The organism is Solilutibacter silvestris (genome assembly GCF_002895945.1).
GTDB classification, from domain to species: domain Bacteria; phylum Pseudomonadota; class Gammaproteobacteria; order Xanthomonadales; family Xanthomonadaceae; genus Solilutibacter; species Solilutibacter silvestris.
Genome location: NZ_NPZB01000001.1, coordinates 751443 through 776683, shown reverse-complemented (window position 1 = coordinate 776683; position 25241 = coordinate 751443). Strand labels below are relative to the sequence as shown.

18 protein-coding genes, 1 tRNA gene and 1 pseudogene are annotated in these 25241 nt (G+C 65.3%); 10 read left to right on the top strand and 10 right to left on the bottom strand.

Annotated features, from left to right (window positions below; translation table 11 throughout):
* The first annotated feature begins 29 nt into the window (after positions 1–29).
* From Lysil_RS03450 to Lysil_RS03440, 3 genes are read left to right on the top strand one after another with little or no spacing between them, the layout of a single operon-like run.
* Positions 30–1913 carry an MFS transporter gene (locus tag Lysil_RS03450; RefSeq protein WP_103074153.1) on the top strand — a complete coding sequence of 628 codons (1884 nt, stop codon included), beginning with the start codon at positions 30–32 and terminating at the stop codon, positions 1911–1913.
* 53 nt (positions 1914–1966) lie between these two features.
* Complete coding sequence (locus tag Lysil_RS03445; protein ID WP_425477145.1) at positions 1967–2245, top strand: CD225/dispanin family protein; 279 nt, start codon at positions 1967–1969, stop codon at positions 2243–2245.
* Positions 2246–2268: 23 nt separating this feature from the next.
* Positions 2269–2712, top strand: coding sequence for a DUF2752 domain-containing protein (locus tag Lysil_RS03440; RefSeq protein WP_103074151.1), 444 nt, complete (start codon positions 2269–2271; stop codon positions 2710–2712).
* Between the two features lie 7 nt (positions 2713–2719).
* On the opposite strand, the gene nudC is transcribed toward Lysil_RS03440, so the two are convergent.
* Both nudC and erpA read right to left on the bottom strand, forming a co-directional pair.
* Positions 2720–3616, bottom strand: a complete 897-nt coding sequence (gene nudC / locus Lysil_RS03435; protein WP_103074150.1) for an NAD(+) diphosphatase — start codon at positions 3614–3616, stop codon at positions 2720–2722.
* The gene (gene erpA, locus Lysil_RS03430; protein WP_103074149.1) at positions 3613–3990 is read right to left on the bottom strand and encodes an iron-sulfur cluster insertion protein ErpA; all 378 of its coding nucleotides are present in this window, start codon (positions 3988–3990) and stop codon (positions 3613–3615) included. Before erpA ends, nudC begins: the two co-directional genes overlap by 4 nt.
* Before the next feature lie 134 nt (positions 3991–4124).
* Between erpA and Lysil_RS03425 the strand changes: the two genes are divergently transcribed.
* A complete protein-coding gene (locus Lysil_RS03425) occupies positions 4125–5258 on the top strand; it encodes a serine hydrolase domain-containing protein (RefSeq protein WP_103074148.1) in 1134 nt (377 codons plus the stop codon).
* 15 nt (positions 5259–5273) lie between these two features.
* Here the strand turns inward: Lysil_RS03425 and Lysil_RS03420 are convergent, their stop codons facing one another.
* On the bottom strand, positions 5274–5909 hold the full coding sequence (locus tag Lysil_RS03420) for a DUF6776 family protein (RefSeq protein ID WP_129588344.1): 636 nt from the start codon (positions 5907–5909) through the stop codon (positions 5274–5276).
* Positions 5910–6063: 154 nt separating this feature from the next.
* Here Lysil_RS03420 and Lysil_RS03415 point away from each other — a divergent pair, with 154 nt between their 5' ends.
* Positions 6064–6717 (top strand): DUF4126 domain-containing protein, encoded by a 654-nt coding sequence (locus Lysil_RS03415; protein ID WP_103074959.1) that lies wholly within the window; start codon positions 6064–6066, stop codon positions 6715–6717.
* Here Lysil_RS03415 and Lysil_RS03410 read toward each other — a convergent pair.
* The gene (locus tag Lysil_RS03410) at positions 6699–7301 is read right to left on the bottom strand and encodes an RNA pyrophosphohydrolase (RefSeq protein ID WP_103074958.1); all 603 of its coding nucleotides are present in this window, start codon (positions 7299–7301) and stop codon (positions 6699–6701) included. The genes Lysil_RS03415 and Lysil_RS03410 overlap by 19 nt on opposite strands.
* Before the next feature lie 124 nt (positions 7302–7425).
* Between Lysil_RS03410 and Lysil_RS03405 the strand changes: the two genes are divergently transcribed.
* A tRNA-Met gene (locus tag Lysil_RS03405) sits at positions 7426–7502 on the top strand.
* On the opposite strand, the gene Lysil_RS13535 is transcribed toward Lysil_RS03405, so the two are convergent.
* The 5 genes and pseudogenes from Lysil_RS13535 to iadA form a co-directional block, all read right to left on the bottom strand.
* The gene (locus Lysil_RS13535; RefSeq protein ID WP_240600280.1) at positions 7459–8058 is read right to left on the bottom strand and encodes a glutamate ligase domain-containing protein; all 600 of its coding nucleotides are present in this window, start codon (positions 8056–8058) and stop codon (positions 7459–7461) included. The genes Lysil_RS03405 and Lysil_RS13535 overlap by 44 nt on opposite strands.
* Positions 8059–8352: 294 nt before the next feature.
* Positions 8353–8643 (bottom strand): annotated as a pseudogene (locus Lysil_RS13530) (Mur ligase family protein); the annotation flags it as partial.
* Between the two features lie 638 nt (positions 8644–9281).
* Complete coding sequence (cphA, locus tag Lysil_RS03395) at positions 9282–12062, bottom strand: cyanophycin synthetase (RefSeq protein WP_103074146.1); 2781 nt, start codon at positions 12060–12062, stop codon at positions 9282–9284.
* Between the two features lie 18 nt (positions 12063–12080).
* Positions 12081–12932 (bottom strand): cyanophycinase, encoded by an 852-nt coding sequence (locus tag Lysil_RS03390; RefSeq protein ID WP_103074145.1) that lies wholly within the window; start codon positions 12930–12932, stop codon positions 12081–12083.
* 17 nt (positions 12933–12949) lie between these two features.
* Complete coding sequence (iadA, locus tag Lysil_RS03385) at positions 12950–14128, bottom strand: beta-aspartyl-peptidase (RefSeq protein WP_103074144.1); 1179 nt, start codon at positions 14126–14128, stop codon at positions 12950–12952.
* Positions 14129–14238: 110 nt separating this feature from the next.
* On the opposite strand from iadA, the gene queD reads away from it, so the two are divergent.
* Both queD and Lysil_RS03375 read left to right on the top strand, forming a co-directional pair.
* Complete coding sequence (gene queD / locus Lysil_RS03380) at positions 14239–14592, top strand: 6-carboxytetrahydropterin synthase QueD (RefSeq protein WP_103074143.1); 354 nt, start codon at positions 14239–14241, stop codon at positions 14590–14592.
* A gap of 113 nt (positions 14593–14705) precedes the next feature.
* A complete protein-coding gene (locus Lysil_RS03375) occupies positions 14706–15101 on the top strand; it encodes a phasin family protein (RefSeq protein WP_103074142.1) in 396 nt (131 codons plus the stop codon).
* Positions 15102–15190: 89 nt separating this feature from the next.
* Here the strand turns inward: Lysil_RS03375 and bioD are convergent, their stop codons facing one another.
* Complete coding sequence (bioD, locus tag Lysil_RS03370) at positions 15191–15823, bottom strand: dethiobiotin synthase (protein WP_240600058.1); 633 nt, start codon at positions 15821–15823, stop codon at positions 15191–15193.
* A 43-nt stretch (positions 15824–15866) separates the two neighbouring features.
* On the opposite strand from bioD, the gene Lysil_RS03365 reads away from it, so the two are divergent.
* Complete coding sequence (locus tag Lysil_RS03365; protein ID WP_103074140.1) at positions 15867–16355, top strand: GAF domain-containing protein; 489 nt, start codon at positions 15867–15869, stop codon at positions 16353–16355.
* A gap of 99 nt (positions 16356–16454) precedes the next feature.
* Positions 16455–25238, top strand: a complete 8784-nt coding sequence (locus tag Lysil_RS03360) for a GH36-type glycosyl hydrolase domain-containing protein (RefSeq protein ID WP_103074139.1) — start codon at positions 16455–16457, stop codon at positions 25236–25238.
* Positions 25239–25241 lie beyond the last annotated feature (3 nt).

The window sequence follows — 25241 nt, the reverse complement described above, 5'->3', positions numbered from 1 at the left end:
TATCCTGCCCCAATCCCCGGGGAGCCCACATGTCCCACAGCCAATTCGCCCTGCTGCGCCAGCGCCGCTTCGCGCCGTTCTTCACGGTGCAATGCCTCAACGCCTTCAATGACAACGTGTTCCGCCAGGGCATCATCGGCCTGCTGTTCTGGATGCAGGCGCCAGTGTCGGAACGCGGCCTGTACACGCAGTTGGCGCCGGCGATCTTCATCCTCCCCTATTTCCTGTTCTCGGCGACGGCGGGCCAGATCGCCGAGAAGATGGAGAAGGCCAAGCTGATCCGTCTCGCGATGTTGCTGGGCGTGGCGATCATGTTGATCGCGGCGTTCGGCTTCGTGATGCACAACCTGCCGCTGTTGCTGGTGGCGCTGTTCGCGACCGGCGTGCATTCGACGCTGTTCGGACCGGTGAAGTATTCGATCCTGCCGGCGGTGCTGCATCCGCGCGAATTGACCGGCGGCAACGGGCTGGTGGAGATGGGCACGTCGGTGTCGATCCTGGTCGGGATGATCGTCGGCGGATTGATCTTCAGCATCGGCGGCGCGATTTCGCCGTGGCTCGCGGGTGCGGCCGTGTTGGCGATTGCATCGGCGGCGTGGCTGGCGGCGAAACTGATTCCCAATGTCGGCGCCAGCGCGCCCGATCTGCGCATCAACTGGAATCCGGTGACGGAAACCGTCAGTGTGATGAAGCTGGCGCGCAAGCAGCTGGCGGTGCGCAATGCAGTGCTGGGCGTGTCGTGGTTCTGGTTCGTCGGCACGGTGTTCGCGGCGGAACTGCCCGACTATGCGCCGCTCAATCTTGGTGGCAGCAACACCCTGTATGTGTTCGTGCTGGCGCTGTTCTCGATCGGCACCGGCGTCGGCGCGGTGCTGTGCGAAAAACTATCGGCGCGCACGGTGGAAATCGGACTGGTGCCACTCGGCGCATTCGGCATCAGCGTGTTCCTGTTCGATCTCTACTTCGCGCGCAGTGGCGCCGCGACCGCGCACGATCTCGACGTGATGGGTTTCATCCATCAGGCCGGAAGCTGGCGGATCGTGATCGACCTCGTCGGCATCGGCCTGTTCACCGGCTTCTTCGTGGTGCCGTTGTTCGCGCTGATCCAGAGCCGCACGCCGAAGGACGAACTGTCGCGGGTGATCGGCGCGCTCAATATCCAGAATTCCGGCTTCGTGGTCGCGGCGTCGCTGATCTGCCTGGTGCTGCGCTCCTACGCGCACTGGAGCATTCCGCAAATCTTCCTCGCGCTCGCCGTCGCCAACACGCTGGTGGCGATCTGGATCTTCACCATCGTTCCCGAATTCCTGATGCGCTTCCTCAGCTGGATGCTGGTGCGCACGCTGTACCGGCTGCGCACGCGCGGCATCGATCACATCCCCGACGAAGGCGCGGCGCTGATCATCTGCAACCACGTCAGCTTCATGGATGCGTTGATCCTGTCGGCATCGATCCCGCGCCCGGTGCGTTTCGTCATGTACTACAAGATCTTCAACATCCCGGTGTTGAGCTGGATCTTCCGCACGGCCAAGGCGATCCCGATCGCCGGCGCCAAGGAGGATCCGCAGATGATGCAGCGCGCCTTCGATGCCATCGATGCCGCGCTGGCCGAAGGCGAACTGGTCGGCATCTTCCCGGAAGGCGCGTTGACCAAGGATGGCGAGATCGCGCCGTTCAAGTCCGGCGTCGAGAAGGTGCTCGAGCGCCGCCCCGTGCCGGTAATCCCGATGGCCCTGCGCGGAATGTGGTCGAGCATGTGGAGTCGTCGCGATTCGCGCCTGCATCGCGCGCGCCTGCCGCGGCGTTTCCGCGCGCATGTCGATGTCGTCGCCGACGCGCCGATCACTGGCCATGGCCTCACCAGTGAAACGCTGGAAGCGAAGGTTCGCGAACTGCGCGGGGATGCGGCTTGATGGCGCATCCGGCTGGTATGCTGCGCGGAAAGTCATCAACAGCCTGAGGGGGTATCACAATGACGAATCCGCAAAACATCCCGAACAACCTGGTCTGGGGCATCCTGGCCACATTGTTCTGCTGCCTGCCGTTCGGCATCGTGTCGATCGTGTACGCGGCCAAGGTCGATGGCCTGGTCAGCGCCGGCGACACCGTGGGCGCCAGACTGGCCTCGGAAAACGCCAAGAAGTGGGCGATTTACGCCGCCGCTGCCAGCGCCGCCATCATCGTGCTTTACATCATCTTCGTGTTCGCTCTCGGTGGCCTGGGCGCACTGACGTCGCACCGCTGATCCGTCATTGATCCGCATCGACGATGCGCGGCATCGCATCATCGCCAGCACCATCGTGGCCGAGGTGGGCACCGACCGTCGTCCTCGGTGTTGCTGCGACCACGGCATTCACGGTTGTAGCCACCGCGGATGCAGGACGTTTGCCGTTCCCGCTTCCGCAATGTCCGTTCCATGCAATGACCGGCCTGTGGTGCCCCGGTTGCGGCAGCACGCGCGTGGTGCGCAGCCTGCTGCACGGCGACATCGCGCATGCCTTCGCGATGAATCCGTTGCTGGTCTGTGCCCTGCCTGTCGTCGCGCTGATGGCACTCAGTGCCGCCGGCTGGAATCCACCGCAACTCGCGGGATTCCGCCGCCTGTTCGGCAATCCGAAAACATGGCTGTGGGTGCTGTGCACCTATTGGGTCTTGCGCAATCTGCCGTGGCCGCCGTTCCATTGGCTCGCGCCGGGTGGACTCGGCTGGTAGGGAATCGTCAGGCGCGTGCGCCTGCAGCCCATTGTTCGATCAACCAACGCGAAATCGACACCTTCGGCGACACTTCAAGACCATCTTCGCCAGATCGTCCTTCCAGCGCGCATACCACTTCGTCGTGCGTGAACCAGCGCGCGTCTTCCAGTTCGTCCTGGTGTGTATCAGGCATGTCGGGTTCGGCATGGGCGACGAAACCGAGCATCAGCGATCCCGGGAACGGCCACGGCTGCGAGGCGAGGTAGCGACTGCGAATCACCCGCACGCGGCTTTCCTCGAACACTTCGCGCTGCACCGTCTGTTCCAGCGATTCACCCGGCTCGACGAAACCAGCGAGTGTCGAATAGCGCGTTTTCGGCATCCAGGTCGATTGCCGGCCGAGCAGCAATCGCTCGCCATCGCTGACCGCGACGATCACCGCCGGATCGCTGCGCGGATACTGCACCGCGCCGCACGCCGCGCATTCGCCCTGCCAACCAGCACGCGCGAATGTCAGCGCACCACCGCACACCGGGCAATGGCGATGTTGCGAACGCCAGCGCAGCACCGCGCGCGCCTGCGCGAACAGGGTGGAATCGAAGGCGGGCCATTGCATCGCCGCGGCGCGCAGATCGAGCGTGGACTGATCGTCCGGCCACTGTTCGATGCGTTGCGCGAACCACGGCACATCACCGCGCAGGCCGAGGAACACTGCATCTTCCGCTGCGCCCGCGCGCAGGACCTGCAAGTTCCCCTGTGCATCCGTCGCGGCGCGTCCGTCATCATCTACGCCGATGCACTGCGCTCGCGCCCGCAACGCCGCGAGTGCGACAGTATCGGTACGCAAATGGTCGGCGCGATCCAGCGGTTCGGCAATGAAGGCGAATCCGGGCAGATCGTGGCCGGGAAGCGCCGGCGTCATGTCGTGAACGACGATCCGCAGCCGCAGGTGGTTTTCGCGTTGGGATTGCGAATGGTGAACTGCGCGCCGGTCAGCGATTCGACGTAATCGACGGACGCGCTCATCAGGTATTGCAGGCTGAGCGGATCGACCAGCAAGGTGACGCCATTGGTGACCACGGCGAGGTCGTCCTCGGCCTGTGTTTCATCGAACTCGAAGCCGTACTGGAAGCCCGAGCAACCGCCGCCCTGGATGTAGACGCGCAGCTTGAGGTCGGCATTGCCTTCCTCGGCGATCAGTTCAGCCACCTTGGCGGCCGCGGCCGGCGTGAATTCCAATGGCGCATCGAGCTGCTGGTAGCTGGGCGTGGTGGTGGTGGCGGGCTGCGTTTCCATGCCTACAGGATAAGGGCGAATGGCGGCGATTCAAGTTCGGCAAGCACTGGCATTTCGGGAGGATGCATGAATAAAGCGGGGAATCGGTAGACTCGGCGCATTGGTCGGCCCGCCGAGCCATCCCCGAGGTCTCGATGCGCCTTCCGCTTCGCCTGATCCTTTGCCTGGCGCTCGTTGGCCTGGCCGCTTGCGGCAAACACCATCCGGCGCCCGCCGCTGGCGTCTTGCCTGCACTCATTGGTGATGGCTGGGAACGGGCAGATCCCGTTGCCTCGGGGTTCGATGCGGCGAAACTGCAGGCCACGCTTGAAAAGGCTGCCGGCGAGCCGATCGACCTGCACGCTGTCGTCGTCGAGCGCCACGGGCGCCTTGTTGCCGAGATCTATCGCGCCGGCAAGGACAAAGGCGTCTATGACCTCTTTGCCACCACCCGCGACTTCGGCCCCACCACGCTTCACGACGTGCGTTCCGTCGGCAAGAGCGTAGTCAGCCTGCTCATCGGCGCCGCGCGGCAGGAAGGCAAGCTCGATGATCTGTCGAAACCTGTTCTCGACTTCTATCCCGAGTTCAAGGACCTGCAGACGCCGCCGCGCCGCGCCATCACCATCGAGCACCTGCTCACCATGAGCAGCGGCTTCGAATGGCAGGAAGGCGGCCCCGGCCGCGACGACGAACACCGCCTCTACTGGAAATGGACGCCGGCCTACTACGCCCTGAGTCGACCGATCGCTGCGCCGCCGGGAACGCGTTTCAACTACAACAGTGGCGGCAACCTGGTGCTGGCGGACATCCTCGCCCGCGCCACGGCAACGCCACTGAAGGACTACGCGCGCACCCGCCTCTTCCAACCCCTTGGCATCACCGATTGGGAATGGACGGGAGACCTGCACGGTCAACCGATGGCTTTCACCGGGCTGCGCATGCGTCCCCGCGACATGGCGAAGCTGGGCAGGCTCGTGCTCAATCACGGCCGATGGAAAGAGCTGCAACTCGTGCCCGCCGAGTGGATCGATGCTTCCCTGAAACCACGCCTCGACACCGGCTTCGACGGAACCCGCTACGGCTACCAGTGGTGGACGGGTTCGCTGCAATGGCGGGGCAAGAACCTCCCCTGGGCCGCCGCTTTCGGCAACGGCAGCCAACGCATCTTCGTGGTGCCGGACCTGGATCTGTGCGTCGTCGTCACCGCCGGCGCCTATGGCGATGTCGCCGTTGCCAGACGCGTGGACCTGCTGCTGCAGGACATCGTGGCGACGGTGGATCGCTGAAGGACGCCGTTCAATTCAATCCGCTTCGAACACGTCCTTCCACGCGAACGAGTTGTCCACTGCCGCGCCACCCACCGGCTGCAGGTGGGTCAGCACCCGCGTTGGCGCGAACCCCGGCGGCAGCGCGATATCGCCCGACACCCGCTGGAACAGCTTGAAGTCATAGGGCACGCCATCGCTGCCGGCGTCCTGGCGCAGGTCGCTCCACGCCAGCTTGCGCAACTTGCCGTCCTGCATGCCTTCCAGCCCAAGGGTGAATTTGCCGCTGTTGTCGGCGTCACGGTTGGTGTTCTGCGCGATCATCGCTTCGAAGCGCCAGACCGCAGCCTGCTGGTGCATCCGCACTGCCTGCACCGCCAACGGCCGGTGATCTGCGTTCGCCCCGACGAAGCGCTGGTAGAAGGCGATATCGGCCTTCAACGACGCGTTTTCCTCGTCGCGCTGCGCCAGCGTCTTCTGCAACTCGGCATTGGCCGCGCGCGAGATCTCGTCGGACTTGCGGGCATTCGCCAGCGCCTGCTGCAGATCGCTGACGTTGCCCGGCATCGCCGCACCGGGATTCAGCGCACCTGGCAGCGGACGATGCGCAGCGCGCCATAGCCCGAGCCCCGCCCCGGCCAGTACCAGCACCGCGGCAATGGCCCACGTCACGCCAAGCCACGGGCGGCGATTCGGATTCGAATGTGTGGACGGCTTCGCAGTCATACGCTCGTATAGCTCCCGGCTTCACATCGCGTCAAGGTACGCTGCTGCATAAAGCGCCGGAACGGGATCTGTTCCCGAGGGGATGTGCCACATGCTGCACCTGACCTCCACCCATGTCTTCATCATCGGCATCCTGCTGGCCTGGCTGGCGGGCATCCGCGTCTATCTCACCGTATTCGGCATCGGCTTGGCCGGTGCCATGGGCTGGATGCACCTGCCCGAAGGCCTGCAGGTCACCGAATCGCCGTGGGTGCTCGGCATCACCGGGGTGATGGCGGTCGCCGAATTCTTCGCCGACAAGATTCCCGGCGTCGACAGCGCCTGGGATCTCGCCCATACCTTGCTGCGCGTGCCAGCCGGCGCCTTCCTCGCAGCAGCGGCCATTCCCACCATCACCGGCGGCAGCGCCGATGGCGGCGCGGGCATGCACACCGGGATGCTCGCTGCGGGTGCTCTCACCGCGCTGACCAGCCACACGCTGAAGACCGCGACCCGCGGGATGATCAACACCTCGCCGGAACCGGTCAGCAACTGGACCGCATCGATCGTCGAGGACACCACCGCCGTCAGCGCGCTGGCGCTGCTGTGGACGCACCCATGGGTCGCCTTTGGACTGGCGATGGCCGTCACCGTCACCGTGCTGCTGCTGATGTGGTGGCTGTGGCGCAAGCTCAGCCGCCTGCACCGGCAATTGCGCGAGACCTTCCAGGGCAAGCCCGCGATCGAAGTCGACGATCAGTCGTCGCCAGCCTGAGTCACCGACACCATCACCGTCTGGCGCGGCCGGATCGAGCGTCGCCGCGCATGGTTGAACAGCAGTGCCCGTGATCGCGGATCGGGTGGCGCAATCGCCTGCTGGCCGGCGGCATCGCGCGCGATCGGTGCGAGATGATGCAGGGCCGAGGCATAGACCCGGCGCTTGAACATCACCACATTGTCGATCGGATACCAGAAATCAACCCAGCGCCAACGGTCGAACTCGGGATGCTCGGTGGCGTCCAGTCGCAGCTCGGCTTCATCGCAAGTGAGCCGCAGCAGGAACCACACCTGCTTCTGGCCGATGCAGACCGCGCGCTCCTGGTAGCGAATCGCCCGCGGCGGCAGGCGATAGCGCAGCCAGCCCGGCGTCGCGCCCAGCACTTCGACATGGTGGGCCTGCAGGCCGGTTTCCTCCTGCAGCTCCCGATACATCGCTTCCAGCGGCGTCTCGTCGGAATTCATCCCGCCCTGCGGGAACTGCCAACCGTCACGGCGAATGCGCCGCGCCCAGAACACGCACCCATCGGCACGCATCAGCACGATGCCCACATTGGGGCGATAACCGTCCGGATCGATCACGATGCGGACTCCTGAAACCTGACTGCCTTCGACTCTGCCACGCGAACTGTGACGGAACAACAGCATTGACGCCGTGTCCGTTGCCATGCAGAATTATGGGTTCCCCGCACCCTGCGGGCGTTTCGGCTATGTAGCTCAGCCGGTTAGAGCACAGCACTCATAATGCTGGGGTCGGTGGTTCGAGTCCACCCATAGCCACCATCGCAGGCAACTCCTGCCCCGCGCGCCAACCCGATGCCTGCAAGGCATCGAGCAAGGCGACCACCACGTCGCGGCGCACCGGTTCATGCACCGGCAGCACCAGCAGATCGCCCGCCTTCGCCCACGCCAGCGCCTGATGCGTGGCTGCAGCTTCGTCGAGACAGACCGGCAACGTGTCCGTATGCATGCCGGCGGCGAGCAACGCTTCGCGCAGGAATGCCGCGACATCCCCCGGGGCGCGGCCACGCAGATAGTCGCCACCAATGTCCTTCAGCCACACCCGATCGGGTTTCGCTGCGGCAGCCACGTCCGCCAGCGCGCGCAGTTCTCCGTCGGTGCGATTGCCGGCGTGGCCGAGGATCAGCGCCAAGCGGCCATCGCGGCGCAAACCTTGCGCGACCTGCAACAGTCCGTGCAAGCCATCGGCATTGTGGGCGTAATCGAGCAATACATCGACATCACCCAATCGCCAGCGTTGCAGGCGTCCGGGATTGTCTGAGCGCGCACTACCGAATCGCGACAACACCGTGGCGATCGTCGCGGACGACACACCCATCGCCTGTGCGGCCAATGCAGCACCAGCGATGTTGGCGATGTTGTAGCGCGCGCTGCCGGCGACGGTGAGCGGCATCGCGACGACTTCACCGAGATCGTGTTCTCCGTCATCGGCAACCAATACCAGTCGTCCGTCGCGCATCCCGCAGGCGAGTGCGCCATGCGCGCACGCGGTGGCGAGATCGAGCGCGAACCAGCCGATGCGTCGCGGCCATGACAACGCCGGAGCGTAACGCAGCAGCATCGGATCATCGGCATTGAGCACCAGTGTGCCATTCGATGCCAGCGCCTTCGCCACCACCAGTTTCACTTGCGCCAGATCATCCAGGGTGTGGATGCCGTATTCGCCGAAATGATCAGGACTGACATTGGTGACCAGCGCGACGCGGGCATCGTTCGTCACCAGTCCGCGCCGCAGCAAACCGCCGCGTGCGCTTTCCAGCACCGCCGCCTGTACCAGCGGCTGGCGCAGCACCGTGCGCGCACCGACCGGGCCGGAATAGTCGCCGGACTCGATGCGTTCGCCATCGACGAACAGTCCATCGGTGCTGCTGTAACCGCTGCGCAGTCCGTGCGCGCGCAACATCGCCGCGAGCAAGCGCACGCTTGTGGTTTTGCCGTTCGATCCGGTCACCACCGCCTTCGGCACGCCGTGCAGCTGCGACCACGGCAGCGCATCCGCTGCGGGCAATGCATCGATCGACCACGTCTGCGATGTCTCGCCTTCGCCGATCGACAGCGCATCGTCGTCGGCGTGCGCTGGCACGCCATGGGCGCGTGCGGCAGCGAGCAACGCGAGCAGCGTCGGCTTCGCTTCCGCGCTCGCGAGTTCATGCAAACGACGCAAGGCTTCGTCATCGTCGAAATGCGCGACATGCGGACGCGGCGACTCAGCCTCCGCATCCATCGGCGTGTCGTCCGCGCGCAGGCCGAGCGCGGCATATAGCGCCCATTCGTTGACTTCGGTCGCGATGTAGAGCTGATCGAGCGGCGCCTCGAAGGCCAGCGATGCACCCGTGGCGTGTTCGCGCACGACGATCGCACCAGCCGGCCAACCCAGTGCATCGCACGCACGCACGATATTGGCGTGCCAACGTTTCAACATGGCGACATCGAACGCGAGGCCGGGCACAGTTTCCAGCGCTGCCCCGGATCCATCGAAATACAGATTGGCGCCGGTCAGCCGGCGAGAGTCCTCGAATGGTTCGCCCATCACATCCGCGCTCAATCGCTTTCCTCGCGCTCGAAGCGCAGGCCGCGTTCGTCGCGCACCACGCCTTCCATCGCCGCCACCAATTGCTCGTCGAGCGTGGTGTCGAGCGCCGGCACCTCGGTGCGCGGGACTGCGCGCGGCATCTCGCCCTCGGGCTGGAAGCGGATGATCTGCTTCCAGGTACGGCTCAGCGCATCAGCGAAGATCAGCACCAGGTCGCCCGGCTGCGCCATCCGCAATGCGGCGTCGACCGCCTGCTGTTCGTCGGGAATGATGCTGATGTCGGCCTCATCCACCCCGGCCGCTTGCAGCGCCTTGGCGATGATGCGCGGCACCTCGTCGCCATCGCGCCCGCGCAAGCCGTCATCGCGACGGCAGACGTAGTGATCGAAACGCCCGGCGACCGCAGCCGCAATCTCGCGCAGGTCTTCATCGCGACGATCGCCGGGACCGGCGACCACCACGATGCGGCGACCGGACGGATCCAGCCGTTGCGCGAGGTCGGCCATCACCCCGACCGCATGCGCGTTGTGGCCGTAGTCCATCAACACCTTGAACGGATGTTCGCTGTAGACATTCATCCGCCCCGGCGCCTGGAAGAAGGTGGTGTCGAAGGTACGCAGGCCATGGCGGATCGCATCGAGCTTGATGCCCATCGAGAACGCCATCGCCGAGGCGACCATCGCGTTCTGCACGTTGTGCAGTGCGCGCCCTTCCAGCGTCGCCGGGATCAGGTGCGTCCACAGCAACGGGATGTGGCTGCCCTTGTCGTACAGGGTGATCATGTGACCGTTGACGCCGGCTTCCAGCGCGCAGGCGCGGCCGCCGGCGCGGATGTGCTCGCGCACCAGCGGGTGCGAGGGATTCATCGTCACGTAGCAGATGACCTTGGCATCGGTGTAGCCCGACATCTTCAGCACGTTGGGATCGTCGGCGTTGAGCACGGCGCACTCGCGTGCGACTTCGATCACGATCCGCTTGATCTCCGCCAGTTGCTCCAGCGTGTCGATGCCCTTCAATCCGAGATGATCGGAGGCGACATTGATGACCGCGCCGACATCGACCTCGGGCACGCCCATGCCGGCACGCAACAAGCCACCGCGCGCGGTTTCCAGCACCGCCATGTCGATCTGCGGATCGGACAGCACCATGCGCGCCGACACCGGACCGGTCATGTCGCCTTCGACCGTGCGCTGGCCATCGATGTAAACGCCATCGGTGGTGGTCAAGCCGGGCGTGTAACCGCCCATCTTGGTGATGTGCGCGAGCATGCGCGCGGTGGTGGTTTTGCCATTGGTGCCGGTCACCGCGGCGATCGGCACGCGCGACGGCGTGCCATGCGGGAACAGCATGTCGATCACTGGTCCCGCGGCATCGCGCGGCGTGCCTTCGCTGGGCGCGATGTGCATGCGGAAGCCGGGCGCGGCATTGACTTCGCAGATGCCGCCGCCGATGGTCTTGTAACTCTCGGCGATATTGGTGGTGAGGAAATCGACGCCGCCGACGTCGAGCCCGACTGCGCGCACCGCACGTTCGGCCATCGCGCGATTGTCGGGATGGATGATGTCGGTGACATCGGTCGCGGTGCCGCCGGTCGAGAGATTGGCGGTGGAACGCAGCGGCACCACCTCGCCTTCCTTCGGCACCGAATCGGCGCTATAGCCGACGCGTTCCAGCATCAATTCGGCTTCGCGATCGAGCTGCAGCTTGGTCAGCACCTTTTCGTGGCCGACGCCACGACGCGGATCGCTGTTCACGATTTCGACCAGTTCCGTCACCGTGTGCCTGCCATCGCCGACGACGTGGCCGGGCGTGCGCCTGGTCGCCGCGATCAATTCGCCATTGACGACCAGCAGGCGATGATCGTCGCCCGCGAGATACGTTTCCACGATCACCGAACGCGAATGCTCGCGCGCGGCCTCGAACGCCGCACGCACGTCCTCTTCCGCGGAAATGTTGATGGTGATACCGCGACCATGGTTGCCGTTGTACGGCTTCAGCACCACGGTTCCACCCAGGCGGCGCGCCGCACGCCACGCTGCTTCCGAGCTCTGCACCAACTCCTGGCGCGGCACCGGCAAACCGAGCGAGGCGAGGATCTTGTTGGTTTCCTCCTTGTCGCTGGCCAGTTCCACCGAAATATGCGGCGTGCGCCCGGTCACCGTCGCCTGGATGCGTTGCTGGTATTTGCCGTGGCCGAGTTGCACCAGCGACTGTTCGTTGAGACGCAGCCATGGAATGCCGCGCTCTTCCGCCGCACGCACCAGCGATGCCGTGGACGGTCCCAGCGCACGACGCTGCGCATAGCGAATGAACTCGTCGCGCTCTTCTTCCCAGTTCCACGAAGCATCGGTCGCCGTGCGCAATTCCGCCGGCAGCAGCGAGTCCAGCAGTTTCAGCGCCAGTTCGCCGGCAGCGATGCCTTCCTCCTTCTGGGCGTATTCGTAGACCACCGAATACACGCCGGGACGATGATCGATGCTGCGGGTCTTGCCGAAGGTGACGTCTTCGCCAGCGACGTTCTGCAATTCGATCGCCACGTGTTCCAGCACATGACCCAGCCAGGTGCCCTCGCCTTCGCGCATGCGACGGACGAAGCCGCCGGGCTCGCGGTACGAACAACCATGTTCGGCCAGTCCCGGCAATGCCTGCAGCAATCCTTCGATGAAGCCATCGCCCAACTTCGCGGTCGGCCACTGTTCCAGCGCGCCGAGATCGAGTTCGAGGCGGATGACCGGAAACTTCGCGTATTGCGACGGACCGACATAGACATTGCGATTGAGAATGCGCATGAAACTCCCTTTCCGAACCTACGTTCTGTCTTTCACCGTGGCCAACATGCCCGCCGACGCCTTGCGCGTTTCCAGATTGAAACTGGCGCCTGCGGTCAGGATGTGCAGTTGCACGCCGAGCATGCACACCGCGGCATCGCCGACGACCTGCGCCATCGACGAGAACTGCAAGCCGTCGGCATCGACCACGGTGACCGCGCCACTGCCTTCGACTTCGATGATGTTGTCCGGGCCGATGAAGGCCGCGGTGTCCTCGTCCACGCCCAAGCCGATCGCAAACGGATTGCAGGCGAGCGCGGCGAGCAGACGCCCAAGGCGATCGCGCTGGCGGAAATGCTGGTCGATGACGACGCGATTGGTGAGCCCGAGTCCGGGCGCGAGACGCACGCCGTTGGCATGCGGCGTTGCCGATTCGCTTTCGCCGCCGGCGATCATGTGTTCGCTGAGGATGCCGGCGCCGGCACTGGTGCCACCCACCGGGATGCCGTGGGCATTGCGGGCGCGGATCGCCTGCGCCACCGGCGTGCCGCCGAGGATGGTCGACAAGCGCAACTGGTTGCCGCCGGTGATGAAGATGCCCGATGCCTGTTCGATGCGCGCGATGCGGTTGCGTTCGTGGGCATCGCGGCGGGTGTCGAAATCGAGCACGCTGACGTTGCGCGCACCCATCCCGCCGAAGATCTGCTCATAGCGCCCGCCGGTGTCGCTGAGGCGACTGGCGGTGGGAATCACCGCGATTTCCGCACCCTTGCCGCCGCACAGTTCGAAGAACCTGCGCAGCACGCGCTTGTCGTTTTCCTTGTCCTCCGCACCGCCGATGGGAACGATCCAACCACGTTGCGCGCCATCGGCGACCTTGCTGGGACACATGTGCTGCGACTTCTCTCTCAGTGTTGATGTTCGAACATACCACGCACGACCGCCACGCCTGCCCGCACGTGCATGGCGCCGCCGAGCAGAACGTGATGCGCGCGGCCTTCGCCATCCAGCGCGACCAGATCGGCATCGCTCCCGACCGCGATCGTGCCCTTGCCGCGCAGTCGCAGCAGCGTCGCCGGATTGCGGGTGAAGGCCGGCAGTGCGCGATCGAGCGGCAAGCCGCGCGCCAGCAGCGCATTCAACGTTTCCAGCAATGCACCGGAGTGGCCGACGTCCATGCCGCAGACGCGGCCTTCGCCATCGAAGCAGGGCAGGCAGCCACCGGCATCGGAACTGATGCTGACCCGTTGCGGCGACGCACCGCTGTCGAGATAGCGCATCAAGGCTTCATCGGCGGGCCATGCGTCCTCGCCTTCCTCGACCGGGAACGCGGTGATGTCGACGTGGCAACCACGCATCGCCAGCGCCAGCGCTTCCTCGAACAAAGCTTTCTTGCGATTCACATGCGTCGGCTGGAACACCCGCGGCGGCAACTCGCTCGTGTCGAGCGCCTGCCGCACCAGTTCGAGGCCGCGCGCGCCATCACCCAAATGCAGATGGACGATCCCGGCCTTGCCGGTCATCAGTCCGGCCACGTGCGCTTCGGATGCCAACCGCAAGACTTCATCGAGCGTTGGCTGGCTGGAACGATGATCGCTGATCGCCACTTCCCCAACGCCGATCAGCGGTTCGGCAAAGGCGATATCGCCGCGCACCGTGCCGGTCAGCGTGGTTGGCGGAAAGTGGTAGCCGCCGCAATATCCCCACGCCGACAGCCCCGACTCGCGCAGGGCATACACCTGCGCCAGCAATTCCGCAGTGCCGCGCGCGGCGTCATCGGTGCCGAGCAGCCCGACCACCGATGTCACCCCGGCCGTGGTGTAGCGCGTCAGCATCGGCGCCGGCACCCGGCTGGCGAATCCGGCTTCGCCACCGCCACCGGTGACATGGACATGGCCATCGATCAAGCCGGGAATCAACCGCAGTCCTTCCAGGTCGAGCGTTTCGACCTCCAGCGCAGCGGGCAACTGCGGTTCGGTTTCGCCTATCCACAACAGCTTGCCGCCACCGATCAACAGATGGCGCAGGCCCAGTGCGTCGGGTGCATATACGTCGGCATTGCGCAGCAACAGCAGCGGATTCGTCATCACCGCAGCGTGCGGGGGCTGCCGGAAACCGTCAAGCCACGGAATCGGCCGGATTGCCACGGCGCGCGCGTGAACCCACACTTCCCCGGCACCCCCATCCGAATACATCCATGGACATCTTCAAGGTCTTCACCCTCGAGGCCGCGCATCGCCTGCCCAACGTGCCGGACGGCCACAAATGCGCACGCCTGCACGGCCACAGTTTCCGCATCGAGATCCGCGTTCGCGGCGAACCCGGTGCCGACAGCGGCTGGGTGATGGACTTCGCCGACCTCAAGACCGCGTTCCAGCCCTTGTACGACCAGCTCGATCACCACTATCTCAATGACATCCCCGGCCTGGACAACCCGACCAGCGAACGCCTGGCGATCTGGATCTGGGACCGCCTGAAGCCGCACCTGCCGCTACTGGCCGAGATCGTGGTCCACGAAACCTGCACCTCGGGCTGTCGCTACGCCGGCTGAAACTGAACAATTCAGAATATTTTCTCCCGGTATGTTGCGCTGCACAATATTCCCGGCTATGCTGCATCGCACAAATCGACAATCCCGTCGATTCCACGCAACGGAGCATCACCATGTACCAGCAGTTCAACGAACAGTTCGCCGCGAACACGCGCCAGTACGCTGAGACTGCCGCGCACATCAACCGCCTCGCCGTGCAGAACATCGAACACGTGTTCGGCCTGCAGCTGGCTGCGGTCGAAGAGAACACCGGCGCTGCATTCGCCTTCTTCAACCAGCTGCTCGACGTGCGCGACCTCAACGGTCTGCGTGAAGTCGTGCCGGCCGGCGTCCAGATCGCCCGCGAAGGCATCGAGCGTTCGGTCGTCGCCGGCCAGGAAGCCTACGAGTCCACCATCAAGACCAACGAGACCATCGGCCAGATCGCCAAGGGTCAGTTCGAGCAGGCCACCAAGAAGGCCACCGCTCAGGTCGAGAAGGTCGCCAAGACCGCCGGTCGTCGCAAGTAATATCAGCACCAAATGGTTGTGGAAAGCCCGGCTTCGGCCGGGCTTTTCTTTTGGGGAAGATCAGGCTTCGCGCGCCATGACCGCCGTGGTCATTGCCACTCCAGCACGGCCAGCCGCGGCACCGGCAACACGCGATCGAGGATGGCGATGTTGTCGTCGCGATGCGTCATCGCCGGATCGATGCTGTTGCCAATCCAGCCGACCAGTTCGCAGCCATCGCCGAGGATGGCGCGTGCGGTGGCACGTGCCTGATGCACGCAACCGAGGCGCAGGCCCACCACCATCACCACCGGCAGGTTGAGCGAACGCACCAGTTCCGATTGTTCGAGCATCGGCATCAACGGCGCCAGCCAACCGCCGACGCCTTCCACCACCACGCTGTCGGCCTGCTGCATCAGGCGGTAGTGCGCCGAGACGATGTTGATCGGATCGATGACGACACCGGCAGCGCGCGCAGCCAATTCCGGGGCCAACGGCAGTTCCAGCGCATAGGGGTTGATGTCGGCATACGCCGCCGTCACGTTCGCTGCGGCGATCAACGCTTCGGCATCTTCGCTGCGCCACTCGCCATCGCGCCAAGCGCAACCGCTGGCGACCGGCTTCATGCCAACGACGCGGCGACCTTCCAGCGCGAGTTGGCGCAGCATCCACGCCGAGGCATGGGTCTTGCCGATGCCGGTATCGGTGCCGGTGACATAACAATTGCGGGGCAGTGGATTCATTCCTTTCATTATCACCAGAAGTCGGGCGCGATAAACTGTGGCCATGTTCACCGCCACCACCCTCGCCGGCAGCAAGCCGGAACAGTATGCGCAGCTACTGGAACAGGCCGAAGCCCTGCTCCACGGCGAGCGCGACCGCATCGCCAATGCCGCGAATCTCTCGGCGCTGATCTACCACGCGCTGCCGTCGCTCAACTGGGCCGGCTTCTATTTCCACGATGGCAGCGAACTGGTGGTCGGGCCGTTCCAGGGGTTGCCGGCCTGCGTGCGCATCCCGCTCGACAAGGGCGTGTGTGGCACCGCCGCGCATACCCGCACCACTCAACGCGTCGAAGACGTCCACGCCTTCCCCGGCCACATCGCCTGCGATTCGGCCTCGCGTTCGGAGTTGGTGGTGCCGCTGGTCGCCGCCGATGGAGCGTTGATCGGCGTGCTCGATCTCGACAGCCCGGAAACGGCGCGTTTCGACGAAGAAGACCAACGCGGACTGGAAGCGGTCGCGGCGATGTTCGTGAAGTCGCTAGCGGGCTGATGCCGCCCGTGCCATCGCAAACCAGCAGGACTTCACAACCTGCTTCCATTGCGAATGCAATGATTCAATGCTTATCGGCTTCATGGTTGTTCCATGTAAATGCCTACTACATGGCGCATCTTCGGTCGTTGGCTGGGCTTGCGCAGGCAAATCCTGCGATGGCAGCGCGCCGCGACCAGCAAGCCCTTGGGCAGCGAGCAGCCCTTGCGCGCCCAGTTGTTCAGCGCCGAACAGATGGAAACCCATGGCCGCGATCTGGCGCGCAGCCATCACGTGCACCTGCAGCCGCAACCGGATCTGCTGTTGTCACGACTGAAGGAGAACGAAGGCCTGCTGGATGACGCCAGCGTTTTTCTTTCCAAGATGGTCCGCGAAGAAATCCGGATCACGCCAGCCGGCGAATGGTTGCTCGACAATTACTATCTGATCGAAGAACAAATCCGCACCGCCAGGCGACACCTGCCAAAAGGCTACAGTCGCGAATTGCCGTCGCTGAGCAGCGGACCATCGGCGGGCATGCCGCGCGTTTACGACCTCGCCATGGAAGCGATCGCCCACGGCGATGGCCGCATCGACGAGGAAACACTCAGCCGCTTCGTGGTGGCCTACCAATCGGTATCGCCATTGAAGATGGGCGAGTTGTGGGCCATTCCGATCATGCTGCGACTGGCGCTGATCGAGAACCTGCGGCGCATGGCCGTGCGCGTCATGCGCGATGGCGTCGACCATCAGCTGGCCGGCGAATGGGCTAACCTGCTCAACCAGACCGCCGAAACCGATCCCAAGAACGTCGTGCTGGTGGTGGCGGACATGGCGCGCTCCGAGCCGCCCGTCACCGGCGCCTTCGTGGCGGAACTGACGCGCGGGGTGCACGGTCGCAGCACGGCGCTGGCCATGCCGATGAGCTGGATCGAACAGTGGGTGGCCGAGAGCGGGCACAGCATCGAGGATCTGGTCCACGCCGAAAGCCAGCAACAAGCCGCCGACCAGGTATCGATCGGCAACAGCATCGGCAGCCTGCGCTTCCTCGCCAACATGGACTGGCGCGAGTTCGTGGAGAACATGAGCCTGGTCGACCACGTCCTGCGCGAGGATCCCGCGGACACCTACGCGGCGATGGATTTCAGCACCCGCGATGCCTACCGGCATGTGGTCGAGAAGCTGGCGCGACTCGCCGAAATCGACGAGATGGACGTGGCGCGCTGCGTGCTCCGGCTGGCGCAGGCGCATGGCGCCACGCGTACGATCCGCTCGCACGTGGGCTACTACCTGGTGGACGACGGCATTGCCGAAACCAGGGCCGCTGTTTCCGCCCTGGAGGGCGCGCGCACGCCGCTGCGCATGCGGCCGCGCCGCGTGCCATTGCCGTTCTATCTGCTGCCGATCGCCCTGGTGGCTGGCGGATTCACCTGGATGCTGGTCGCGCAGGCCAGCGCCGACCGGATCGAGTGGCGCTGGCTGTGGCTGATCGGCGTGCTGGGCGTCATCGCCTTCAGCGAACTGGGTATTGCACTGGTGAACTGGCTGGCGACCGTGCTGGTGCGACCACAACCCCTGCCACGCATGGATTTTTCCGAGGGAATCCCGGCCGGCGCGGCCACCTTGGTCGTGGTCCCGAGCATGCTCGGCAGCATGGACGGCATCGATGCCCTGGTCGAAGGCCTGGAGGTGCGCTTTCTCGCCAACCGCGATGCGCATCTGCATTTCGCGCTCCTCACCGATTTCCTCGATGCCGGCGCCCCCACCCTCCCTGCTGATCAGGGACTGCTCGAGCATGCGATGCGGCAGATCGAACGACTCAATGCCCGCTATGCGCTGGAGCATGCCGCATCGGGCGACGGTCCGTTCTTCCTGTTCCATCGGCCGCGTACGTGGAATCCGCGCGAAGGCGTGTGGATGGGAAAAGAACGCAAGCGCGGCAAGCTGGCCGCACTCAACCGGATTCTGCGCGACGGCAATGGCGATGCCTTCCTGCGGATCGTGGGCAATGTCGATGCGCTGGCCAATGTGCGTTACGTCATCACCCTCGATACCGATACGCAGCTGCCACGCGACGCGGCACGCGAATTGGTCGGCACCGTGGCCCATCCGCTGAATCGCGCGCGCTTCGACGAGAGGCGGCGCCGTGTCACCCGCGGCTACGGCATCCTGCAACCCAGCGTCGGCAGCAGCATGAGCGGCCGGGTTACCTCGCGTTACGCGCGCATGTTCGGCAGCGAGCCCGGCATCGATCCGTACACGCGCACGGTCTCGGATGTCTACCAGGACCTGTTCGGCGAAGGCTCGTTCGTCGGCAAGGGCATCTACGACGTGGACGCGTTCGAGCACGCGTTGCGCGGGCGTTTCCCCGAAAACCGGATCCTCAGCCACGACCTGCTGGAAGGCTGTTACGCGCGCGCAGGCCTGGTCAGCGACGTGCGCCTGTTCGAGGACTATCCGTCGCGTTACGTACTCGACGTGAAGCGGCGCTACCGCTGGATCCGCGGCGACTGGCAACTGTTGCCCTGGCTATTGCCCTGGGTGCCGCGCCTCGAGGGCGGCATGGAACGCAATCCGTTGTCATGGCTGTCGCGCGGCAAACTGCTCGACAATCTGCGCCGCAGCCTGGTGCCGGTGGCGACGACCGCACTGTTCGTGATCGGATGGGCGCTGGTGCCGCAAGCGCTGACATGGACCGCGTGGCTGCTGTGCCTGTTGCTGCTGCCGGTCCTGGTGCCGGCGTTGCGCGATGTCTTCGCCAAGCCCGCGGACATGGCGCTGGAAACGCATCTGCTGCAGGTGCTGGAATCCTGCACGCTGCAACTGCGACGAGCCGCGGTGACGCTGGCCTGCCTGCCCTACGAAGCGTTCTTCAGCCTCGGCGCGATCACGCGCACGTTGTGGCGATTGGCGATCAGCCATCGCCACCTGTTGCAATGGAATCCCTCCAGCGAAGTGGAGCGCGGCCTGGGCGGTCACAACGGCGCCGAACTGCGCAGCATGTGGTTCGCACCAGTGTCGGCGCTCGCCATTGTCGTGTTGTTGCTGGCATCCAATCCGCCGGCGCTGCGGGTGGCCGCGCCGATCCTGGCGCTGTGGTTCGCGTCGCCGGCGCTGATGGCGTGGCTGGGCCGACCGCCGGATCGGCGCCGCACGCAACTCGCGCCCGCGCAACGTGTGTTCCTCGGGCGACTGGCGCGCCGCACCTGGGCGTTCTTCGAAACCTTCGTCCGTGCCGAAGACCATTGGCTCCCGCCGGACAATTTCCAGGAACATCCCGGACTGGTGATCGCGCACCGCACGTCGCCGACCAACATCGGTTTGTCGCTGCTGGCCAACCTGTCGGCCTGGGACTTCGGCTATCTGCAGTTGGGCGGATTGATGACGCGCACCCGGCAGGTATTCGACACGCTGGAAAAACTCGCGCGGCATCGCGGACACTTCTACAACTGGTACGACACCGAAACCCTGCAACCACTGCCCCCGCACTACATTTCCACCGTCGACAGCGGCAACCTGGCCGGCCACCTGTTGACGCTGCGCCAGGGCTTGCTGGCGATGGTGGATGAACCGATCGTGGCCCGCGCCACGTTCGACGGTCTGGCGGACACCCTTGGCGTGCTGGAGGAAGCGCGGCGCGCAAGCGGCATCGACAACATCGAACTGGACGCCGCGATCGCCGCGTTCCGCGAGCGACTCGATGGAGTGCGGGCGCAGGCGCCGGCGTCACCAAGACAGATGCAACGCGCGCTGGACCTGCTGGCCACCCACGCCGACGCGATCGCCTCGGCGTGGCCCGCACCGCCGATGACCACCGACATCGCAGCGGAACCACATTGGCCGGCGTCGTTGCTCGATGCCTGTCGCGGCGCCAGCGAGGAATTGCGTTTCCTGATCCCGGCACTCGACGCCGGCGCGGATACCGGATCGGCGCAGGCAATGGCCGACGCACCGATGCCGACCCTGCACATGCTGCGCACGCAAGCCGATGACCTGCTGGCGAAGACGCGGGCCAGCGCGCGGATCGAGGAACTCGAACGCCTCGCCCATGTCGCCGGCCAGTTCTCGCTGATGGAATACGACTTCCTCTACGACCGCGCACGCAACCTGCTGTCGATTGGCTACAACGTCGACGAGCGTCGGCTGGATGCCGGCCATTACGACCTGCTCGCCTCCGAAGCGCGCTTGTGCAGTTTCGTCGCCATCGCCCAGGGGCAGTTGCCGCAGGAAAGCTGGTTTGCGCTGGGCCGCCTGCTGACCGAAGTCGACGGAGATGCCACGCTGCTGTCGTGGAGCGGCTCGATGTTCGAGTACCTGATGCCGCAATTGGTGATGCCGAGTTACCCGGACACCTTGCTGGACCAGACCTCGCAACACGCGGTGGAAGCGCAGATCCATTTCGGCGGCCGCCGCGGCGTGCCCTGGGGCATTTCCGAGTCCGGCTACAACACCGTCGATGCGCGGATGAACTATCAGTACCGCGCCTTCGGCGTGCCGGGCCTGGGTTTGAAGCGCGGACTGGGCCAGGATCTGGTGATCGCACCCTACGCCAGCATGATGGCGCTGATGGTGGCGCCGGAAGCGGCGTGCCAGAACCTGCAGCGGCTGACGACGCTGGGCTTCGGCGGCCGCTACGGCATGTACGAAGCGATCGATTACACCCCGGGCCGGGTGCCGCGCGGGCAGGACCATGCGCTCGTGCGCTCGTTCATGGCCCATCACCAGGGCATGGGCTTGCTGGCCCTGGACTATCTGCTGCGCGACCAGCCGATGCAGGCGCGCTTCATGGCCGACGCCCAATTCCAGGCCACGTTGCTGCTGCTGCAGGAACGCATCCCGCGCACCGGCGTGTTCCATCCACACGAAGCCGAAGCGACCGCGCGCGCCGCCCCGCGCGCGGCCGAGATGCGGTTGCGGGTGTTCCACAACCCCGATGCGGCGCGACCCTCGGTGCAGATGCTGTCCAACGGCCGCTATCACGCGCTGTTGACCAGTGCGGGCGGTGGCTACAGTCGTTTGCGTGACATGGCCGTGACGCGCTGGCGCGAAGACGGCACCCGCGACAACTGGGGCAGCTTCTGCTACCTGCGCGATGTCGACAGCGGCGAATACTGGTCGGCCGCGCACCAGCCGACCTGCGTGCCGGTGGATCACTACGAGGCGATCTTCTCCGGCGCCAAGGCCGAATTCCGCGGACGCAAGCTCGGCTATGAAACGCACATGGAAATCGCGATTTCCGCCGAGGACGACATCGAATTGCGCCGGCTCACGGTGCGCAACCGGTCGCGTCGTGCCCGCACCCTCGAGATCACCACCTATGCCGAAGTGGTGCTGGCCCCCGCGATCTCCGACGAATTGCATCCGGCCTTCAGCAACCTGTTCGTGCAAACCGAGATCGCGCGCGACAAGCAGGCCTTGTTGTGCACCCGGCGCCCGCGTTCGCACGACGAAGTGCCGCCGTGGATGTTCCACCTGGTCGCCGCGCACGACGTCGACATCGATGCGATTTCCTACGAGACCGACCGCGCGCGCTTCCTCGGCCGCGGCAACACGCCACGCACGCCGCAGGCGATGTCCGCACGCGAGGCGTTGTCCGACACCGCCGGCTCGGTGCTGGATCCGATCGTGGCGATCCGCTGCCGCATCACCCTGGCCCCGGAACAGACCGCGATGATCGACATGGTCACCGGCGTCGGCGAAAACCGCGATGCCTGCACCGCGCTGATCGACAAATACCGCGACCGGCGGCTGGCGGATCGCGGCTTCGATCTGGCCTGGACCCATAGCCAGGTGGTGCGTCGCCAGATCAATGCCTCGCAAGCCGACGCGCAGTTGTACGAGCGCCTGGCGGGACTGATGATTTACGCGCATCCGCTGTTGCGCGCCGACCATGCGGTGCTGATGCAGAACCGGCGCGGACAGTCGGGATTGTGGGGACATTCGATCTCCGGCGACCTGCCGATCGTGCTGGTGCAGATCGCCGATGCGGCCAACATCGAACTGGTGCGGCAGATGGTGCAGGCGCATGCCTATTGGCGACTGAAGGGACTCAATGTCGACCTGGTGATCTGGAACGAGGACCAGGCCGGCTATCGCCAGCAATTGCAGGAACAGATATTGGGACTTGTTTCCGCCGGGCCCGAGGGCAACGTGCTCGATCGACCGGGTGGTATCTTCGTCCGCCCGGCGCAGCAGATCTCGCAGGAAGACCGCGTGCTGCTGCAGACGGTGGCGCGGGTCATCATCAGTGACCAGCGCGGCACGCTGGCGGCGCAGGTCGGCAAGCACCTGCCGCCCGAGCGCAAGATCCCGTTGCTCTTCGCCGATGGCGTGCCCGCCTTGGCCGAATCGCCGCCGGTTGCCGATGCCGGCGTACCCGGACTGCCACCGAAAATGCAATCGATGGGCAACGATCTGTGGCCGTTCGAAGCGGTCAGCGACGACTTCCTGTTCGACAACGGCATGGGCGCCTTCTCCGCCGATGGACGCGAATACGTGATCGTGCTGCGCGAAGGCGCGCCGACGCCGGCGCCGTGGGCCAACGTGATGGCCAATCCGAAACTGGGCAGCGTGGTGAGCGAAAGCGCACCGGGCTATACCTGGTTCGAGAACGCACATGAATTCCGGCTCACGCCCTGGCACGACGATCCGGTCGCCGATACCGGCGGCGAAGCCTTCTACCTGCGTGACGAGGACACGGGCCGGACATGGTCGCCGATGCCGCTGCCGCGTCGCGGCAGCGGGGCATACCGCACACGCCACGGCTTCGGTTACAGCGTGTACGAACACGTGGAAGACGGCATCGCTAGCGAATTGTGGGTCTACGTCGCGCTGGAAGATGCGGTCAAGTTCTCGGTGCTGAAACTGCGCAACCTGTCCGGGCGCGCGCGCAAGCTCAGCGCCACCGGCTACGTGGAATGGGTGCTCGGCGACTTGCGCGCCAAGACGCAGATGCATGTGTTCAGCGAGCTCGACGGCGCCAGCGGCGCGCTGATCGCGCGCAATCCCTACAACACCGAGTTCACGGGACGCGCGGCGTTCTTCGATGCCGACGGTGGCGCTTGCACCGATGGCCGGCGCCGCAGCTTCACCGCCGACCGCACCGAATTCATCGGGCGCAATGGCAGCCTGTCGGATCCCGCCGCCATGCGCAACGAAAGGCTGTCGGGGAAACTCGGCGTCGGACTCGATCCCTGCGCCGCGATCCAGATTCCGATCACCTTGGCCGCGGACCAGGCCACCGAAGTGGTGTTCCGCCTTGGCATGGGCACCGATTACCACAACGCGGCGCGCCTGGCGCACGCCACCCAAGGCAGTGACGCCGCGCACGATGCCCTCGACGGCGTGCGCATCCATTGGCGGGAAACCCTCGGTGCCGTGCGGGTGAGCACGCCCGATGCCAGCGTGGACGCGCTGGTCAACGGCTGGTTGCTGTACCAGACGCTGGCCTGTCGCTATGTCGCGCGGAGTGGGTACTACCAATCGGGCGGAGCGTTCGGCTTCCGCGACCAGTTGCAGGACACCATGGCCACGGTGCATGCCAAGCCCGCCCTCACCCGCCAGCACCTGCTGCTGTGCGCCGCGCACCAGTTCCCCGAGGGCGATGTGCTGCATTGGTGGCACCCGCCACACGACCGCGGCGTGCGCACCCGTTGCTCTGACGACTACCTGTGGTTGCCGTTGGCGGCCTGCCGTTACCTGCAAGTCACCGGCGACACCAGCGTGCTCGACGAACGCGTGCGCTTCATCGAAGGGCGCCCGCTCAATCCGGACGAAGAGTCGTACTACGACTTGCCGGTCGCATCAAGCATCGAGCGCTCGTTCTACGATCATTGCGTGGTGGCGCTGAAGCGCGGCAGCGAGTTGCTGGGCGCGCGCGGCCTGCCGCTGATCGGCAGCGGCGACTGGAACGACGGCATGAACCGGGTCGGCGAAGGCGGGCGCGGCGAAAGCGTGTGGCTCGGGTTCTTCCTGTACGACACGCTGGTCCGTTATTCGGAAGTGGCGCTGGCCCGCAACGACCCGTCATTCGCAACCTTCTGCACCGAATCGGCAGGCGCACTGCGCGCCAACCTTGAAGCGCACGCCTGGGATGGAGAGTGGTATCGGCGCGCCTGGTTCGATGACGGAGCGCCGCTGGGATCGATCGACAGCGACGAATGCCGCATCGATTCGATCTCCCAGAGTTGGTCGGTCCTGTCGGGCGCCGCGGATCCAATGCGCGCCATGCAGGCGATGGCATCGCTGGACAAGCACCTGGTCAAGCGCGAGGCCGGCTTGATCCAGCTATTGGAGCCGCCCTTCGACAAGACCCCGCACGATCCCGGCTACATCCGCGGGTATGTCCCCGGCGTGCGCGAGAACGGCGGCCAGTACACCCATGCCGCCGTGTGGTCGGCGATGGCCTTCGCGCAACTGGGCGATCGCGACAAGGCGTGGGAACTCGCCGGCATGATCAATCCGATCCACCACGCCGCGGACGCTGCGGCCGCGCAACTCTACAAGGTGGAACCATACGTGCTCGCTGCGGATGTCTATGGCGTGGCGCCGCACGTGGGACGCGGCGGCTGGACCTGGTACACCGGGTCGGCAGGCTGGATGTATCGCCTCCTCACCGAATCGCTGCTGGGCCTGCATCGCCAGGGCCAGCGCGTCTCGCTGCGCCCGTGCATCCCCGCCGACTGGCCGGGCTACACGCTGCAATATCGCTACGGGCAAAGCATGTATCTGATCCGGGTTCGCCAGACCGATGGCGGCGAAGTGCAACTCAGCGTGGATGGAAACGTGCAGCCGGAGTTCGCGTTCGAACTGGTCGACGACCAGTCGATCCACCATGTCGATGCGATCTGGCCGCGGCCTTCGCCGCAGGCGACCGTCTCCGCTGCAATGCCGCGGAATGCGTGAGAA

What these genes read in the sequence shown, in the direction of transcription:
- Lysil_RS03425 (WP_103074148.1), top strand. Translation starts at nt 4,125, where the DNA reads ATGCGCCTTCCGCTTCGCCTGATCCTTTGCCTGGCGCTCGTTGGCCTG.
- Lysil_RS03450 (WP_103074153.1), top strand. Translation starts at nt 30, where the DNA reads ATGTCCCACAGCCAATTCGCCCTGCTGCGCCAGCGCCGCTTCGCGCCG.
- Lysil_RS03390 (WP_103074145.1), bottom strand. Translation starts at nt 12,932, where the DNA reads ATGTGTCCCAGCAAGGTCGCCGATGGCGCGCAACGTGGTTGGATCGTT.
- cphA (WP_103074146.1), bottom strand. Translation starts at nt 12,062, where the DNA reads ATGCGCATTCTCAATCGCAATGTCTATGTCGGTCCGTCGCAATACGCG.
- Lysil_RS03375 (WP_103074142.1), top strand. Translation starts at nt 14,706, where the DNA reads ATGTACCAGCAGTTCAACGAACAGTTCGCCGCGAACACGCGCCAGTAC.
- nudC (WP_103074150.1), bottom strand. Translation starts at nt 3,616, where the DNA reads ATGACGCCGGCGCTTCCCGGCCACGATCTGCCCGGATTCGCCTTCATT.
- iadA (WP_103074144.1), bottom strand. Translation starts at nt 14,128, where the DNA reads ATGACGAATCCGCTGCTGTTGCTGCGCAATGCCGACGTATATGCACCC.
- bioD (WP_240600058.1), bottom strand. Translation starts at nt 15,823, where the DNA reads ATGAATCCACTGCCCCGCAATTGTTATGTCACCGGCACCGATACCGGC.
- Lysil_RS03365 (WP_103074140.1), top strand. Translation starts at nt 15,867, where the DNA reads ATGTTCACCGCCACCACCCTCGCCGGCAGCAAGCCGGAACAGTATGCG.
- Lysil_RS03440 (WP_103074151.1), top strand. Translation starts at nt 2,269, where the DNA reads ATGCGCGGCATCGCATCATCGCCAGCACCATCGTGGCCGAGGTGGGCA.
- erpA (WP_103074149.1), bottom strand. Translation starts at nt 3,990, where the DNA reads ATGGAAACGCAGCCCGCCACCACCACCACGCCCAGCTACCAGCAGCTC.
- Lysil_RS13535 (WP_240600280.1), bottom strand. Translation starts at nt 8,058, where the DNA reads ATGGGTGTGTCGTCCGCGACGATCGCCACGGTGTTGTCGCGATTCGGT.
- queD (WP_103074143.1), top strand. Translation starts at nt 14,239, where the DNA reads ATGGACATCTTCAAGGTCTTCACCCTCGAGGCCGCGCATCGCCTGCCC.
- Lysil_RS03360 (WP_103074139.1), top strand. Translation starts at nt 16,455, where the DNA reads ATGCCTACTACATGGCGCATCTTCGGTCGTTGGCTGGGCTTGCGCAGG.